This window comes from Sphingomonas sp. LT1P40, assembly GCF_036663835.1.
Lineage (GTDB): Bacteria > Pseudomonadota > Alphaproteobacteria > Sphingomonadales > Sphingomonadaceae > Sphingomonas.
Genome location: NZ_JAXOJT010000002.1, coordinates 260,053 through 276,346 on the forward strand (window position 1 = coordinate 260,053; position 16,294 = coordinate 276,346).

Genomic DNA, 16,294 nt, shown 5'->3' on the forward strand with positions numbered 1-16,294 from the left:
AATGCCCTGTCAACGCTGGCACACCCCAAAATGCCCGTGAAATCGGCCATTTCATCACACAAATCGGTGAAACAGGCCGTCAGGCGAGCTCGACGCCATTTTCGTTCGCCCAGTCCAGCAAGGCAGCACGCATGTCCTTGGGCGGATGCGTCAGCAATTCGGTCATGACACCGCTCAGCTTCGTTCGATCCAGCGAGCGCACCATCGCCTTGATCGGGCCGACGGCGGCGGGCGTGATCGACAGCCGGTCGATGCCCAGCCCGATCAGCGCCATCGCCTCCAGCGGGCGACCGCCCATCTCACCGCATACCGCGATCGGCACGCCCGCCGCGTGCGATTCGGCGGTCACGCGACGCAGGAAACGCAGGATCGACGGACTCAGCCAGTCGTAGCGCACCGCCAATTTGGGGTGCGCACGATCGGCGGCGAACAGGAATTGCGTCAGGTCGTTGGTGCCGATCGACAGGAAATCGACATTGGGCAGCAGGATGTCTAGCACTTCGGCCAGCGCCGGCACCTCCAGCATCGCGCCATAGCGGATGTGCAGCGGCAATTTATGCCCGCGTGCCTCCAGCCACGCACGCTGACTCTCGAACAGCGCGCGCGCCTCGTCGAATTCCCATGGCTCCGACACCATCGGGAACATGACGTTGAGCGTCTTTCCGACCGCCGCCTCCAGCAAGGCGCGGGCCTGCACTTTCATCAGCCCTTCGCGGTCGAGCGCGAGGCGCAGCGCGCGCCAGCCCATCGCCGGATTTTCCTCGTCGCCATTCTCGTCATGGTCGAGATAGGGCAGCGCCTTGTCCCCGCCGATATCGACTGTGCGGAACACCACCGGGCGCTCGCCCGCCGCCTCCAGGACATCCTTGTACAGCCGCCGCTGGCTTTCGCGCTGCGGCAAGGTGGCGGAGACGAGAAACTGGAATTCGGTGCGGAACAGCCCGATCCCGTCGGCGCCGGTCAGGTCGAGCGCTGCCACGTCGTCCCGCAGCCCGGCATTGACCATCACCGTCACGCGGTGCCCGTCGGTGGTGACCGGCAATTCGTTCTTGAGCGCCGCGAACACCGCGCGGCGTTTCTGCGTAATCAGATATTTGGCGTCGAACGCCTCGTCCATCGCACCGGTCGGGCGGATCACCAGCGAGCCTTCGGTGCCATCGACGAGCAAGCGATCACCCTCGGCGATTAGGCGGCGGATATCCTTGACCCGGCCCAGCACCGGCACCCCCATCGCCCGCGCGACGATGGTGACGTGCGCGGTCAGCGACCCTTCCTCGAGCACCACGCCCTTCAACCGACGGCGGTCATATTCGAGCAGTTCGGCGGGGCCGAGGTTGCGCGCGATCAGGATCGAATCCTGCCGCAACCCCATCTGTGCCGCCGTGCCGAGCTGGCCGGAAACGATGCGCAGCAGCCGGTTGGACAGGTCCTCCAGATCGTGCATGCGGTCGCGCAGCAACGGATCGTCGATCTGCCGCATGCGCATCCGCGTGCGCTGTTGCACGCGCTCGATTGCCGCTTCCGCCGTCAGGCCGCTATCGATCGCTTCGTTGATGCGGCGACCCCAGCCTTCGTCATAGGCGAACATCTTGTAGGTCTCGAGCACCTCGTCATGCTCGCCCGCCGCGCCGAAATCGGCCTGGCTGGTCATGCGGTCGATCTGCTCGCGCATCTTGTCGAACGCGGCATAGACGCGGTGGCGCTCGGCCTCGGTATCTTCCGCGACGGTATGTTCGATGGTGATGCGCGGCTGGTGGAACACGGCAGCGCCCGCCGCCATCCCCTCGACCAGTTTGAACCCGCTCACGCGCGCGGTCGCGGTCGATTGCGGGCGGGTGGATCCGCCGCCGCCCGCTTCGTCGACCAAACCGGCATTGGCGATCAGCTCGCTCAGCACCATCGCCACGGTCTGCAACGCCTCGATCTCGACCTCTTCATAGCGGCGCGGATCGGCGTGCTGCACCGTCAGCACGCCCACCGCGCGCTCCTTGCGGATGATCGGCACCCCGGCGAAGCTGTGATATTTGTCCTCGCCCGTCTCCGGCCGATAGGCGAAGTCAGGATGGCTCGCCGCCTCATCGAGGTTGAGCGTCTCGACATTCTTGGCGATCATGCCGGTCAGGCCCTCGCCCAGCGCCAGCTTGGTGACGTGCACGGCCTCTTGCGCCAGCCCGCGCGTCGCATAGAGCTCCAGTACGCCCTCCCGCAGCAGATAGATCGAGCAGACCTCGCTATCCAGCGCCTCGCCGATGATGTTGACGACCGAATTGAGCTTGCCCTGTGCCGCTGCGCGCGACGCCATCACGTCGTGCAACCGGGTCAGGATCTCACGGGCGGAGGCGGCGGCGGAAAGTGGCATAAGGAAGCGCTATCAGATCGATGCGAATGCGCCAACAAAAGCGCGGCAAAAACCCCGATTTTCAGCCCTATCGCGCGGCGAGCGCGGTGCGGCCGCCGGTGACGGTCGCGGCGGTCACGAAAATGCTGCTGTCATAGGCCAGGCGCGGCGCGACCGGCACGCCCGACCGCCACGCCGCCAGTTCGGCGCGATAGCTGTCATAGCGTGCGTAGAAATCGGCAAAGGGCCGGTCGACCTGCGCCAGCGCCATCGTTGAGAATGCTGCAAACTCCCCGGGAGGGAGCGCCGCCGCCGCATGCAACAACGGTGCCGTCGTCGCACAGAAGCGCGCCAGCACCGGCGGCTGCGCGAAGTAATTGTAGAGCCGCGTCATCGCCGGGTCGAACGCGGCATTGTCGCCATGCTCGGCAATCAGCGCGCGATGCGCCGTCGTCAGCGCCTTGCGGTGGACCGCCAGCACGCGGTTATAAGCGGGGGCGAGCGACCCGTCCGGACAGTTGAGTGCCGCCACGTTGAATGCGGCGCGCAGATGCCACAACGCGCCTGCGGCTGAGATGGCGCGGTTTGGCGTCGCATAGCTTCCGTCCGCCAGCCGTGCGGGGATGGTCAGGCCGCTCGCTGCGCGATCGGGCGGCACGGGCGCGGGCGCAATCGCCATTGGCAGGGGAGGCGCGGGGGCCGGTGCCGCGACCCGTTCCGGACCGGCACAGGCCGTGGCAAGCGCGACGAACGGCAGCAACAGGGATACGCGAAACATTGCGGCACTCAATCAGGGGCAGATCAATTTCGCGTTAATCGTGCGCCGAACCGCACGATTTCGCATCGCGACGAAATCCGCTAGCGCAGCGCCATGTCCGTCATCACCCGTTTCGCCCCCAGCCCCACCGGCACGCTGCACATCGGCAATATCCGCACTGCGCTTCACAACTGGATGTGGGCGCGTAAGCAGGGCGGGCGCTTCCTGCTGCGCATCGACGATACCGATGCCGAGCGTTCGCGCGAAAGCTATGTCGATGCGATTCGCGCCGATCTCGACTGGCTCGGCCTGTCGCCCGATGGCGAAGCGCGACAGTCGCAGCGGTTCGATCTGTATCAGCGTTGTTTCGACGATCTGGTCGCCGCGGGCCGCATTTATCCGGCCTATGAGACGCAGCAGGAACTCGATCTCAAGCGCAAAATCCTGCTCGGGCGCAGTCTTCCGCCGATCTACGACCGCGCCGCGCTCGCCCTGACCGATGCCGAACGCGGTCAGCTCGAATCGGATGGCGTAGCACCGCACTGGCGCTTTCGCCTAAATCATGACGCAGCGATCGAGTGGACCGACCTGGTTCGCGGGCCGCAGCGGTTCGACCCGAAGACGATGAGCGATCCGGTGATCCGCCGTGACGATGGCTCGTGGCTCTATCTCCTCCCGTCGGTGATCGACGATATCGACATGGCCATCACCCATGTCGTGCGCGGCGAGGATCATGTCTCGAACACCGCGACCCAGTTGCAAATGTTCGCAGCGCTGGGCGCGACACCGCCGGTGTTCGCGCATGAGGCGTTGCTGACCGGCAGCGAGGGGAAGCTGTCGAAGCGACTCGGCTCGCTAGGCGTCGATCATTTCCGCGACGCTGGGATCGAGCCGCAGGCGATTGTAGCGTTGCTCGCGCGCCTTGGCACCAGCGACCCGGTGGAGGCGGAACGCGAGGTCGCGTCGCTGCTGACCAGTTTCGACTTTGCGCGCTTCGGTCGTGCGCCGGCCCGCTTCGACGAGGTCGAGCTGGCCCAGCTCAACGCGCGCATCGTTCACCAGCTGGATTATGCCGCCGTCGCCGCCCGCATTCCTGCGGGAATGGACGAGGCGGGCTGGCTGGCGATCCGCCCCAACCTCCCGACCGTCGCCGAAGCGGCGGACTGGTGGGCCGTGGTGGAGGGCGCGGTCGCCGCGACGCCCGACGCGGAAGACGTTGATTTCCTGCGCAGCGCCGCCGAAATCGCAGGGCAGATCGACTGGTCTGCGGACCCGTGGCACGCGCTTACCGCTGCATTGAAGGACGCGACCGGGCGCAAGGGCAGGGCGCTGTTCCTGCCGCTCCGCCGCGCGCTTACCGGGCGCGATCATGGGCCGGACATGGCCGCACTCCTTCCCCTGATCGGCCGGGCGCGCACGCTCGAACGGCTGGTTATCGTTTGAGAGGGCGGCACCGGCCCGCTCCCCCACCCGGCCACCCACAGCGTATAATCGAATGGGTGGCCGGGTGGGGGAGCGGGCCGGTGCGGTGAAATGCGTTCAGCGCATTTTCAAACAACCCGTCCTGATCCAAAACCATTTGGCCAGTTGCATGCGATGGTGTATCATCACTTCATCCCGGCAGTGATCGGGTATGAAGGAGAGCAGCCATGACCGTAAATCGCTACCGCCCCACGGCATCGCGTCCGGCCGGCGTCGCCGCATCGCTGATCGTCATCGGCTTCGTCGGCTCCGGATTGATGCTGGTCGGGCCGAAAATCGCGCCCGACATGTTCGATCCGCCGATTGTCATCGAGACGATCGCGATCCCCGAACCCCCACCCCCCGAACCCCAACCCAAGCCTGTCGAGAAGCGCATCGAGCAACGCACGCCGCCGATCCACCAGCCCGATCCCATCGTCATCACCCCGCCGACGCCGCGCGGCCCCGCCACCACCAGCGAACCCGTCCGGCTGTATCCCGATCCGCCAGCCGGGCCGACCGGCCTCACCGGCGGTGGCGTCACGCTGGATCCGCCGCGCGCGCCCGTCCTCACCGGCGCAGCCTATGACCAGCGCTATGCCGACGCGCTCCAGCCACCCTATCCCGCGTCCGAAATTCGCGCGCAGACCGAGGGCAGCGTGAGCTTGCGTGTCCTCATCGGCGTCGATGGCCGGGTCAAGGCGATCGAGATCCTGCGCAGCCCCAGCGACGGCCTGTCCAAAGCGACGCGCCGCCATGCGCTGGCCAAATGGCGCTTCAAACCCGCGACGCGCGACGGCATCCCGGTCGAGAGCTGGAAATCGATGACGCTGCGTTTCCAGATCATCGAGTAACAACACTGGTCCCGACCGGCGCACTTCCCTATCTATATGCGCATGAGATTCATCAGGCGTGACAAGGATGTGCCGTCGGTCGGGCCGCTTACCGATCTGCGCAACGCGTTGCGGATCGAGCACCGCTATCAATTCTGGTTCCTGATCGCGGCTGCGGGCGTGACCGGCCTGATCCTGTTCGGCTTCTATCTCGATAGCTATTTCGAGAAGCCGTACAAACGCGAGATCGTTTACGTGCAGAACTGGCGCGCAGACCGCACGCTCCAGGAAATCATCGCTCAGCAAAAGATCGATCAGGCCGCGCGTGAAAAGCGTGAAGCGATCATCAAGGCGAAAAAGGAAAAGCGGCGGCAGGAGTTCAAGAAAGTCGACGACAGCCTGAAAGCCGTCGGCCTTTGAACGACGCGCGCTGGATGGGTGCCGCGCTGGCGCTCGCCACGCGCGGCAGGGGGCGAACGGCTCCCAATCCCAATGTCGGCTGCATCCTCGTCGCACAAGGCCGCGTCATCGGACGCGGCTGGACCCAGCCGGGCGGTCGCCCGCATGCCGAGGCGATGGCGCTGGCCGAAGCCGGTGAAGCGGCTCGCGGAGCCACCGCCTATGTCACGCTCGAACCCTGTGCACATGACTCGCCACGCGGTCCGGCCTGTGCCGAGTCGCTGATCGCCGCCGGTGTCGCCCGAGTCGTGATAGCGCTGACCGACCCCGATCCGCGTACCAACGGCGAAGGCATCGCCCGCCTCGGCGCCGCCGGGATCGAGGTCACGACCGGCATTGCCGAAACCGAAGCGCGGCGCAGCATGGCGGGATTCCTGACGCGTCAGTCGCTGCACCGCCCGCATGTCACCCTCAAGCTCGCCACCTCGCTCGACGGTTGCATCGCGCTGGCCAGTGGCGAAAGCCGCTGGATCACCGGTCCCGAATCGCGTGCCCACGCGCATCTCGAACGCGCGCGGCACGAAGCGATCCTCGTCGGTCGCGGCACGCTCGACGCCGACACGCCCCGCCTCAATGTGCGGCTCCCCGGCCTCGATGACCGCAGCCCCCGGCGTATTCTCCTGTCCACCGGCCCCGCCAATGGCTGGACGACAATCGCCGCACCCGCCGATATCGCCACCCTCGAAACCATCGACCACCTCCTGGTCGAGGGCGGCGCACAGACCGCTGCCGCCTTCCTCCGGGCCGACCTGGTCGACCGCCTGCTCCTCTACCGCGCGCCCGTCCTGCTCGGCGGGAAACCCGGTCTTGCCGACCTTGGCCTCACCGACCTCGCCGACGCGCATCATCGCTGGCAGCGCACCGATACGCGCACGCTTGGCAGCGACACGCTCGAAGTCTACGAGCGCGTCAGAAAGTAGGCCAAATGTTCACCGGAATCGTCACCGACATCGGCACCATCGAAGCGACCGAGGATCGCGGCGATCTGCGCGCGCGTGTTGCTACTTCCTACGACACCGCCACCGTCGACCTCGGCGCATCGATCGCCTGTTCGGGCGTCTGCCTGACCGTCGTGGACAAGGCGCCGGGCTGGTTCGCGGTCGATGTCTCGCACGAAACCGTGTCCCGCACCGCCGCTCAGTGGACGCCGGGGCAAAAGCTCAACCTCGAACGCGCATTGCGGCTGGGCGAGGAACTCGGTGGTCATATCGTCACCGGCCATGTCGACGGCACCGGGACCGTGCTCGGCATCTGTCCGACGGGCGACTCGAAACGCATCGGCATTTCAGTTCCCGCCGCGCTCGCGCCGTTCATCGCTGCCAAGGGTTCGATCACCATCGACGGCGTCTCGCTGACGGTCAACGAAGTCGCCGATCAACCCGACGGCACCACCCATTTCGCCATCAACCTGATCCCGCACACCCAGGCCGTCACAACCCTTGGCGCGCTGGCGCAGGGTCAGGCCGTCAACCTCGAGATCGACGTGCTCGCACGCTATCTCCAACGCATGGAGGCCCATCGTGGCCAAAGCTGAACTAGCCCGTCTTCGCCACGGCTTCCTCTCGACGCCGGAAGAACTGATCGACGAAGCCCGCAACGGCCGCATGTTCATCCTGGTCGACGACGAAGACCGCGAGAATGAAGGCGACCTCATCATCCCGGCGCAAATGGCGACCCCCGACGCGATCGCGTTCATGGCCAAGCACGGTCGCGGGCTGATCTGCCTGGCCATGACCAAGGCGCGGATCGACAGCCTCGGGCTCGAACCGATGGCGCGCAAGAACGGCACCAGCATGGGCACCGCCTTCACCGTCTCGATCGAGGCCAAGAAGGGCGTCACCACCGGTATCTCCGCCGCCGATCGCGCGCGCACGGTGGCTGTCGCAATCGACGCGATGAACGGTCCCGACGACCTCGTCTCGCCCGGCCATGTCTTCCCGCTGGTCGCGCGCGACGGCGGCGTGCTGGTCCGCGCCGGCCATACCGAGGCGGCGGTCGATGTCGCGCGCCTCGCCGGCCTCAACCCCTCCGGCGTGATCTGTGAGGTGATGAAGGACGACGGCACGATGGCGCGCCTCGACGACCTCGTCTCCTTCGCGCAATTGCACAATCTCAAGATCGGCACGATCCGCGACCTGATCGCCTATCGCCGCCGCTATGACCATCTGGTCGAGCGTCGCGCAGAAACGACCTTCACCAGTCGTTGGGGCGGCGAATGGCGCGTCATCACCTTCTGGAACAAGGCGGCCGGGACCGAACAGATCGCGCTGGTCAAGGGCCGCATCGACCCCGACAAGCCAACCCTTGTCCGCATGCACGCGCTGTCACCCTTTGGCGATTTGTTCGGCGAAGAGGGCGAACGCGGCCGCATGCTCCAGCGCTCGATGGAAATCATCGCCGAAGAGGGCGCGGGCGTGGTCATCGTCATCAACAAGCCGCGGGCCGACGCCTTCACCACCGCAGTCGAGCGCAAGGCGGGCAAGCGCACCGAGGCGGATATGGAGGAGCTGCGCGACTATGGCGTCGGCGCGATGATCCTCACCGACCTGGGCGTCGAGGAGATGGAGTTGCTGACCAACACGCATCACACGCTGGTCGGCCTCGACGGCTATGGCCTGTCGATCACCGGTGAGCGCGCCATCGACTTGGGCGAACGCTGATGGCGACGGTTCTGATCGTCGAAGCACGCTTCTACGCGCATCTGAACGACATGCTGCTCGCCGGTGCCCGCGCCGCGATCGAGGCGGCGGGCCATGACCATGAGACGATTACCGTCCCCGGCGCGCTCGAAATCCCTGGTGCGGTGTCGCTCGGCGTCGAATCGAACCGCTATGACGCCTTTGTCGCGCTGGGCGTCGTCATTCGCGGCGAGACTTATCATTTCGAGATCGTCTCGAACGAAAGCGCACGCGGGCTGATGGCGCTGACGATGGACGGTATTCCGATCGGCAACGGCATCCTGACGACCGAAAACGAAGCGCAGGCGATCGTCCGGGCCGACCCGGCTCAGCTGAACAAGGGCGGCGGCGCGGCGGAAGCGGCGCTGGCGATGCTTGCGCTCAGGGAAAAACTGGCTTGAGGAGCGAGGGATGAACGAGCCGATCCTCTTCACCGAACGGCTGATCCTGCGCCGTCCGGCGGCTGAGGATCTTAACGGCTGGGCGGCTTTCAGCGCAGACCCGGTGGCGACCGAGCATCTCGGCGGACCGGTCGAGCGCAGCGTCGCTTGGCGACAGCTGTGCACGATGGCGGGGTCGTGGGAGATTGCCGGCTTTGCGATGTTCTCGGTCATCGAACGCGCCACCGGCAAATGGGTCGGACGGCTCGGCCCGTGGCAGCCGGAAGGCTGGCCAGGCACCGAAGTCGGCTGGGGCGTCTCCAGCGAATTCGCCGGCAAGGGCTACGCCTATGAAGGCGCAGTCGCGGCGATGGACTATGCCGTCGACATCTTGGGCTGGAGCGAGGTGATTCACACCATCGCCCCGGAAAACACCCGGTCGATCCGGCTTGCCCAACGCCTCGGCTCAACCAATTTGCGTGCCGCGAAACTCCCCGCGCCCTATGCCGATGTCGCGGTCGATGCCTGGGGCCAGACCGCCGATCAGTGGCGAGCGGGTCGCCAGAATCGGGACGTGGCGGCACGATGACCGCGATCCCGCCCAGCCGCTACAAAGTGGTGGAGCGCGGGCGTCGCCTGGTGGTGATCGACACGCACACGGGACAACCGGCGACGCGCGGGCATGTGCCAACAGCGCCGCGACCCGAACCGTCGGATCGCCCAATCGAATCGGTCGCGCCGAGCCGCGTGGACGATCGCAGCGGCAGCAACATCCTCACCACCGCGCGCTTTTACGACCTGAAGGGGCCGCGCGAGATTGTGATGACCGAGGAATTCTCGAACCGGTTGGGACGCGCGATCGGCGGCTGGCTCATCGCGCTGTTCGTCTTCGGCACCTTCGCCACGATCTTTTTCCCGTGGCTGTGGATCGTTCCGGTCTTCATCCTGCTTCAGCCAAAGGCACGCGCGGCGACCCGTCAATGGATCACCGCGCGCCTCGATCAGGCGGCCTCCTGATCGGCCAGCGCCGGATAATCGACATACCCCTCCGGCCCCTGGCTGTACCATGTCTTCGGATTGCTCGCGTTCAACGCCGCACCCTGCTTCAACCGCTGCGGCAAATCCGGATTGGCGAGGAAGGTTCGCCCGAAACTCACCGCATCGGCCACGCCGGAATCGATCGCTGCCTGCGCCGCTTCGACCGTCGCATAGTCCGAATTGACCACCAGCGGCCCGCTGAATGCCTTGCGGATCACCGGGCTCAGCTTGGGCACGTCGGTGCTGCCGAATGTGCCGTCCGCGCCCGGCTCGCGCAGCTCCAGAAAGCCGATGCCGATCTCGCTCAGCAGCGCGGCGGCAGCACCGAACAGCGTCGCCGGATCGCTGTCATCGACACCTTGCGACTCGCCATTGGGCGACAGCCGCACCGCAGTGCGACCGGCACCTGCAACGCTCGCAACCCGCGTCGCCACTTCACGCAGCAAGCGCGTGCGGTTCTCGACGCTGCCGCCATAAATATCGTCGCGGAAGTTTGCATTGTCGCGCAGGAACTGGTCGATCAGATAGCCATTGGCGGCATGAATCTGTACCCCGTCGAACCCGGCGGCCAGCGCATTCTCGGTTGCCCGCGCGTAATCCTCCAGCAGCGCCGGGAATTCGTCGAGCGTCAGTGGACGTGCCACTTCAGACGGCTGCCGTCCCTCGTAAGTGTGCATATGCCCCGCCGTCTGCGTCGCCGAGGACGACACCGGCTGCTCGCCGGTCACCGACGAATGCACCTGCCGTCCCATATGCCACAGCTGCGCGACGATCCGCCCGCCCGCGCCGTGCACCGCATCGGTCACGGGCTTCCACGCCTCGACTTGCGCGGCGTTCCACAGCCCCGGCGCGAACGGCCAGCCCAGCCCCTGACGACTGATCCCCGTAGCCTCGCTGATAATCAGGCCAGCACTCGCGCGCTGGCGGTAATATTCCACCATCAAATCCGTCGGCACCGCATCGCGGTCGGCACGTCCGCGCGTCAACGGGGCCATCAATATGCGGTTGGGCGCGACGATCGCGCCAAGCTGGATAGGATCGAACAGGCTGGTCATCGGAAAAATATCACCCTCTGGGTTGCGTTGCACAATAGTTAGGGCGCTAAGGGCGCAATGCACGAGTCCGCCGCCCCAACAAAAGCTGCGTCCCCGCAAAGCGCAACTGCGCTGCCCTTCGCGGCGCTGATCTTCGGCAATATCGCGCTCGCGTTCGGCCCGTGGTTTGTGCGCGCCGCCGATGTCGGGCCGGTCGCCGCCGGATTCTGGCGGCTGGCGCTCGGCGTGCCGGTGCTGCTGGCGATCGTCTATGCGATGGACCGCCGCCCGTTTCGCGGCGCCAGCGCGCTGTGGATGACGATCCTGTTCAGCGGCATCGCCTTCGCCGCCGATCTCGCATCGTGGCATATCGGCATCCTCCACACCACACTCGCCAACGCCACGCTGTTCGGCAATTCGGCGACGCTGATGTTTCCGATCTGGGGCTTTCTCATCGCCCGTGCTTGGCCGACCCAGCAACAGGGGTTCGCGCTTGCCCTCGCCGCCGCCGGGGCCGCCCTGCTGCTCGGTCGATCCTACAGCCTGTCGCCGCAGAATCTGCTGGGCGACCTGTTGAGCCTGCTCGCCGGTACCCTCTACACCGTGTATTTCATCCTGATGGCCCGCGCCCGCGAAGTGATGGCCCCGCTTCCCGCGCTCGCACTGTCGAGCATCGCTGGCATGCTCCCGCTCCTGCTGTTCGCCATATTCATGGGTGAGCAGATCTGGCCCCAGAATTGGGGCGTGCTGATCGGCCTCGCACTCGCCAGCCAGGTCGTGGGACAAGGGCTGATGATCTACGCGCTCGGCCATCTCTCGCCGCTGGTGGTGGGCATCGGCCTGCTTTCGCAACCCATTATCGCGGGCGCGGTCGGCTGGATCGTCTATGACGAGCGTCTCGGCACGCTCGATTTTATTGGCGCGGCGCTGGTCGCCATCGCGCTGGTGCTGGTCCGGCGCGAATCCACGCCGGTTGCAACCGCGCCAGATGAGGCTAAACCGTGAACATGACCACAGTCGCCGACATGACGCTGGACGAGCTTCGCGCCGCACTCGCACCGCATCTCGCCGCCAATGCCGCGTTCGACGGCTGGACTGCCAAGGCGGTGGACGCCGCCGCCGATGCGATCGGTGCCGACCGCGACGTCGCCCGCCTCGCGGTGCCGGGCAAGCCGCTCGAAATGATCGACACTTGGTTCGCCGAAATCGACCGCCGCATGGCCGAAGCGCTTCCACCCGAAACGCTCGACGCCATGAAGATTCGCGCGAAGATCACCGCGCTGGTCGAAGCTCGCCTCGACGCCCTCACCGCCGACCGCGAAGCCCTGCGCCGCGCCGTCGCCATCTTGGCAATGCCGCAAAACGCCGCGCGCGCCACCCGGCTCGGCTGGCGCTCGGCGGATGCGATGTGGCGGCTCGCGGGCGACAGCGCGACCGATTACAACCACTATACCAAGCGCGCGATGCTCGGCGGGATTTACGCCGCGACGATCGCCGTGTTCCTGCAGGACGAGAGCGAGGGTCAGGCCGAAACCCGCGCCTTCCTCGCCCGCCGGATCGAAAACATCACGCAGTTCGAAAAAGCAAAGGCAAAGCTCGCCGGACGCAGCGACCACCGCTTCAGCATGTCGCGCTTCATCGGCCGACTGCGCTATCACGCGCGGTGAAGCGCGGATTGCCCAGCGGCGGATTCATGCATAAGCTTGCCGTTCCGGACAAGAAGGGGGCAGTCCATGAAAGCAGCGGCCATCATCGTCAATTTCTTCATTCCCGGCGTGGGAAGCCTCATCATCGGCAAGACAGGCGCGGGAATAGCGCAGTTGCTGATCTATTTCGTGGGATTGCTGTTCACGCTGACCCTGATCGGAGTCATTATTGGCGGACCGATGATGCTTGCCGCCTGGATCTGGGGTCTGGTCACGGCGGCAACTTATGACGAGCAGCCCGTGCAGGTCCACGTCATCCACAGCAACCAGCCCCCAACCAGTTGATCCGGTGCAGGACGCCGCTCCGCCAAGGATGCGGCGGTGACTGCACTTCCCTGGCCCGCGCTTCACGCCAGTCACGGCGGCATCTGGATATCGACTGCTGAGGGTACGCGCAGTGTCGGACGGGGCGAGGCGGTGCGGATGGCCGCCGATACGCCGATGCTCATGCTCAACGCGCCGCTGACGGGTCAGCGGCTCGGCTATCCCGATCTTTCAGGCCTGGACCTGCTCGAACTCTTCGCGTTCCTGCGCCCTGCACAGTTCATGGTCCCCACCCCGCGCGGCCTTGCCCGCACGTTGGGCCTCGCCGAACCCGCCAGCGATGCCGATGTCGCCCCGTTTCTGCGCAAAGCGGCGGCGGCGATGCTCGCCATTGCCGACACCGACTGGCCCGAGCGCGAAGGTGCATGGCACGCCGCACAGTCGCTCGCCCGCCTGCGCTGGACCTGGGCGCCCGCCGTCACGCAGCGGCTGTCGCGCCCCGAAAAGGCCGAACGCTGGCTGTTCTCGCGCCTCCCCGAATGGAGCGAGGGCCAGCCGCGCACGCCGCCACGCACCGTCAGCCTCGACGTCGAAGAGGTCCGCGAACGCCTCGACACCCTCACCGGCAAGCATGCCGAGCCGCGCGAAGGCCAGCGCCATTATGCCGAGGCCGCCGCCGCCGCCTTTGCCCCGCGCACGATGCGCGACTCACCCAACCTCGTCCTCGCCGAAGCTGGCACCGGCATCGGCAAGACCCTCGGCTATCTCGCCCCGGCCTCGCTCTGGGCGACCAAGGCCGACGGCGCAGTGTGGGTATCGACCTTCACCAAGGCATTACAACGCCAGCTCGCGCACGAAAGCGAGCGCCTGTTCCCCGACCCGGAAATCCGCAAGCAGCGTATCGTCACGCGCAAGGGCCGCGAGAATTACGTGTGCCTGCTCAATCTGGAGGACGCGCTGCAAGGCGGATTTGCCGGACGCGCCGCGATCTTGGCGCAACTCGTCGCGCGCTGGGCCGGCTATACCGCCGATGGCGACATGGTCGGCGGCGATCTGCCCGGCTGGCTGCCCGCTTTGTTCCGCCGCAACGGCTCGACCGCGCTGACCGACCGGCGCGGCGAGTGCGTCTATGCCGGCTGCCCACACTACCGGAAATGCTTCATCGAACGCGCTGCGCGCGCCAGCGCCGATGCCGATATCGTCATTGCCAACCACGCTTTGGTCATGGTCAACGCCGCACGCGGCCGCGAAACCTCGACTCGCCCGACCCGCTATGTGTTCGACGAGGGGCATCATCTGTTCGACGCCGCCGATGCGATGTTTAGCGTCGCGCTGTCGGGGCAGGAGACGATCGAACTGCGCCGCTGGGTCACCGGCCCCGACTCCGGCTCGCGCGGTCGCCGCCGTGGCCTCGCCGCGCGGCTGTCGGACGTCGCCAGCTATGACGAGGGCGGCGCACAGGCGATTGCCGAAGCCGTCGATGCCGCCCGCGCGCTCCCTTCCGAAGGCTGGCTGCAACGCGTCGCCGAGGGTCAGCCGTTCGGCCCGGTCGAAGCACTCCTCGCCGCCGTGCGCGGGCTGACCTATGCCCGCGATACCGACGGGTCGGGCGACGCGGGTTATGGCATCGAAACAGAGCTCGCCGAACCCGATGCCGCACTGATCGACGCCACCGGCCCCGCCGCCGCCGCGATCGAACAATTGCGCCGCCCGCTGATGACGCTGGGCCGCCGCCTCGAAGCGGTGCTCGACGAAGCCCCCGACTGGCTCGACGGCCCGGCGCGCGCGCGGATCGAGGGCGCGATTGCCTCGCTCGGCTGGCGCGCCGAGACCGTCGCCGCCTGGCTTGCGCTGATCGTCCGCATCGGCGGTCCCGCCACGCCCGAGTTCGTCGACTGGCTGGCGGTCGAACGCATCGAAGGGCGCGAAATCGACATCGGCATCCACCGCCGCTGGCTCGACCCGTCCAAACCCTTTGCCGAAACCGTGCTCAAGCCCGCGCATGGCGCACTGGTCACCTCCGCCACCTTGCGCGCTGGCGGCGACTGGGAGGTGGCCGAAGCGCGCAGTGGCGCGCAGCATCTGCTGCATCCGGCCAGCCGGTTCGAGGCCGCATCCCCGTTCGACTATGTCAATCAGGCCGAAGTGCTGATCGTCACCGACATAAAACGTGGCGACATGGGCGCTCTCGCCGCCGCCTATGCTCGGCTGATCCTGGCGGCCCAGGGCGGCACGCTCGGCCTGTTCACCGCGATCCGCCGCCTCCGCGCGGTCCATGCCCGCATCGCCGACCGGCTCGCCCGCGAAGGGCTGCCGCTCTATGCCCAGCATGTCGATCCGATCGACACCGGCACGCTGGTCGATATCTTCCGCGACGAACCGCGCGCCTCGCTGATCGGCACCGATGCGCTACGCGACGGGGTGGATGTGCCCGGCCATTCGCTGCGGCTGGTGGTGATGGAGGGTGTGCCATGGTCAAAGCCCAGCGTCCTCCACGCCGCCCGCCGTCTGGCTTATGGCGGCAGCGCCTATGACGACCGCGTCGTCCGCGCGCGGCTGGCACAGGCATTCGGTCGTCTGATCCGCCGCGCCGACGACCACGGCGCATTCGTGCTGCTGTCCGCCGCGATGCCCAGCCGCCTGCTTACCGCCTTTCCGCCCGGCACCCCGATCATCCGCCTCCCACTCGACGAAGCGGTAAAGCGCGTCGAACGTCTTTCATCTGTCGCGCCCTTGGGGCAAAAGGCTGAGGCAATCCCCCAATCGGAGCCCCGATGAAGACGCTGACGTTGCTGCGCCACGCCAAATCGAGCTGGGACGATCCGGTCGCCCGCGATTTCGACCGGCCGTTGAATGGCAAGGGCCAGCGCGCCGCCGTCACCGTCGGTCGCTATCTGCGCGGCGAGGGCCTGAGCTTCGATCATGTCTCCGCATCACCCGCCACACGCGTGGTCGAGACGATCGACCGTGTCGAAACCGGCTATGGCAGCCAGCTCGCCCCGGCATGGGACAAGCGCATCTACCTCGCCTCCGCCTCCAGCCTGCTCGACGTGATCCACGAACTGCCGGATGGGGCCGACAGCGCGCTGTTGATCGGCCACAATCCGGGCCTCGAAGACCTCGTCCTGACGCTCATCCCCGATCGTGCAGGCGACGCACTGCGCGATTCGATCGAGGAGAAATTTCCCACCGCCGCCGTCGCGGTGATGACGTTCGACGTCGCCGACTGGGGCGCGATCCGCGCCAATGGCGGCACGCTGGTTCGTTTTACTCGCCCGCGTGATCTCGACCCCGCATTGGGGCCGGATCGCGGTTAACAGTCTGTTTGAAAACGCGCCAAGGCGCG

Annotated in this window: 17 protein-coding genes; 14 read left to right on the forward strand and 3 right to left on the reverse strand. The window is 66.6% G+C overall.

The annotated features are described in order from the left end of the window. Positions 1-79: 79 nt before the first annotated feature. Both ptsP and U1702_RS12640 read right to left on the reverse strand, forming a co-directional pair. Entirely contained in the window at positions 80-2,359 is a 2,280-nt protein-coding gene (gene ptsP, locus U1702_RS12635) for a phosphoenolpyruvate--protein phosphotransferase (protein ID WP_332725149.1), read from the reverse strand. A 67-nt stretch (positions 2,360-2,426) separates the two neighbouring features. Next, complete coding sequence (locus U1702_RS12640; protein ID WP_332725151.1) at positions 2,427-3,116, reverse strand: hypothetical protein; 690 nt, start codon at positions 3,114-3,116, stop codon at positions 2,427-2,429. Between the two features lie 93 nt (positions 3,117-3,209). Between U1702_RS12640 and gltX the strand changes: the two genes are divergently transcribed. The 9 genes from gltX to U1702_RS12685 all read left to right on the forward strand — a co-directional run bounded on the left by gltX (position 3,210) and on the right by U1702_RS12685 (position 9,923). Beyond that, the gene (gene gltX / locus U1702_RS12645; protein WP_332725153.1) at positions 3,210-4,538 is read left to right on the forward strand and encodes a glutamate--tRNA ligase; all 1,329 of its coding nucleotides are present in this window, start codon (positions 3,210-3,212) and stop codon (positions 4,536-4,538) included. Between the two features lie 206 nt (positions 4,539-4,744). Then, positions 4,745-5,410 (forward strand): energy transducer TonB, encoded by a 666-nt coding sequence (locus U1702_RS12650; RefSeq protein ID WP_332725155.1) that lies wholly within the window; start codon positions 4,745-4,747, stop codon positions 5,408-5,410. Positions 5,411-5,452: 42 nt separating this feature from the next. Beyond that, positions 5,453-5,809 carry a hypothetical protein gene (locus U1702_RS12655; RefSeq protein WP_332725157.1) on the forward strand — a complete coding sequence of 119 codons (357 nt, stop codon included), beginning with the start codon at positions 5,453-5,455 and terminating at the stop codon, positions 5,807-5,809. Positions 5,810-5,823: 14 nt separating this feature from the next. Next, positions 5,824-6,768, forward strand: coding sequence for a bifunctional diaminohydroxyphosphoribosylaminopyrimidine deaminase/5-amino-6-(5-phosphoribosylamino)uracil reductase RibD (ribD, locus tag U1702_RS12660; protein WP_332726382.1), 945 nt, complete (start codon positions 5,824-5,826; stop codon positions 6,766-6,768). A 5-nt stretch (positions 6,769-6,773) separates the two neighbouring features. Further along, positions 6,774-7,382 (forward strand): riboflavin synthase, encoded by a 609-nt coding sequence (locus U1702_RS12665; RefSeq protein ID WP_332725159.1) that lies wholly within the window; start codon positions 6,774-6,776, stop codon positions 7,380-7,382. Beyond that, a complete protein-coding gene (gene ribB, locus U1702_RS12670; protein ID WP_443026844.1) occupies positions 7,369-8,508 on the forward strand; it encodes a 3,4-dihydroxy-2-butanone-4-phosphate synthase in 1,140 nt (379 codons plus the stop codon). Before U1702_RS12665 ends, ribB begins: the two co-directional genes overlap by 14 nt. After that, positions 8,508-8,927, forward strand: coding sequence for a 6,7-dimethyl-8-ribityllumazine synthase (ribH, locus tag U1702_RS12675; protein ID WP_332725161.1), 420 nt, complete (start codon positions 8,508-8,510; stop codon positions 8,925-8,927). Before ribB ends, ribH begins: the two co-directional genes overlap by 1 nt. Positions 8,928-8,937: 10 nt before the next feature. After that, entirely contained in the window at positions 8,938-9,495 is a 558-nt protein-coding gene (locus tag U1702_RS12680) for a GNAT family N-acetyltransferase (protein ID WP_332725163.1), read from the forward strand. Then, on the forward strand, positions 9,492-9,923 hold the full coding sequence (locus U1702_RS12685; protein ID WP_332725165.1) for a hypothetical protein: 432 nt from the start codon (positions 9,492-9,494) through the stop codon (positions 9,921-9,923). Before U1702_RS12680 ends, U1702_RS12685 begins: the two co-directional genes overlap by 4 nt. Here U1702_RS12685 and U1702_RS12690 read toward each other — a convergent pair. Continuing rightward, the gene (locus U1702_RS12690) at positions 9,908-10,999 is read right to left on the reverse strand and encodes an alkene reductase (protein ID WP_332725168.1); all 1,092 of its coding nucleotides are present in this window, start codon (positions 10,997-10,999) and stop codon (positions 9,908-9,910) included. The genes U1702_RS12685 and U1702_RS12690 overlap by 16 nt on opposite strands. Before the next feature lie 57 nt (positions 11,000-11,056). Between U1702_RS12690 and U1702_RS12695 the strand changes: the two genes are divergently transcribed. The 5 genes from U1702_RS12695 (at position 11,057) to U1702_RS12715 (ending at position 16,265) form a co-directional block, all read left to right on the forward strand. Then, positions 11,057-11,983 carry a DMT family transporter gene (locus tag U1702_RS12695; RefSeq protein WP_332725170.1) on the forward strand — a complete coding sequence of 309 codons (927 nt, stop codon included), beginning with the start codon at positions 11,057-11,059 and terminating at the stop codon, positions 11,981-11,983. Between the two features lie 2 nt (positions 11,984-11,985). Continuing rightward, a complete protein-coding gene (locus U1702_RS12700; RefSeq protein WP_332725172.1) occupies positions 11,986-12,645 on the forward strand; it encodes a COQ9 family protein in 660 nt (219 codons plus the stop codon). Between the two features lie 66 nt (positions 12,646-12,711). Further along, positions 12,712-12,969, forward strand: a complete 258-nt coding sequence (locus tag U1702_RS12705) for a hypothetical protein (protein ID WP_332725174.1) — start codon at positions 12,712-12,714, stop codon at positions 12,967-12,969. 36 nt (positions 12,970-13,005) lie between these two features. Beyond that, on the forward strand, positions 13,006-15,726 hold the full coding sequence (locus U1702_RS12710) for an ATP-dependent DNA helicase (RefSeq protein ID WP_332725176.1): 2,721 nt from the start codon (positions 13,006-13,008) through the stop codon (positions 15,724-15,726). Next, positions 15,723-16,265 (forward strand): SixA phosphatase family protein, encoded by a 543-nt coding sequence (locus U1702_RS12715; RefSeq protein ID WP_332725178.1) that lies wholly within the window; start codon positions 15,723-15,725, stop codon positions 16,263-16,265. The genes U1702_RS12710 and U1702_RS12715 overlap by 4 nt, the downstream gene beginning before the upstream one ends. The last annotated feature ends 29 nt before the right edge of the window (positions 16,266-16,294 follow it).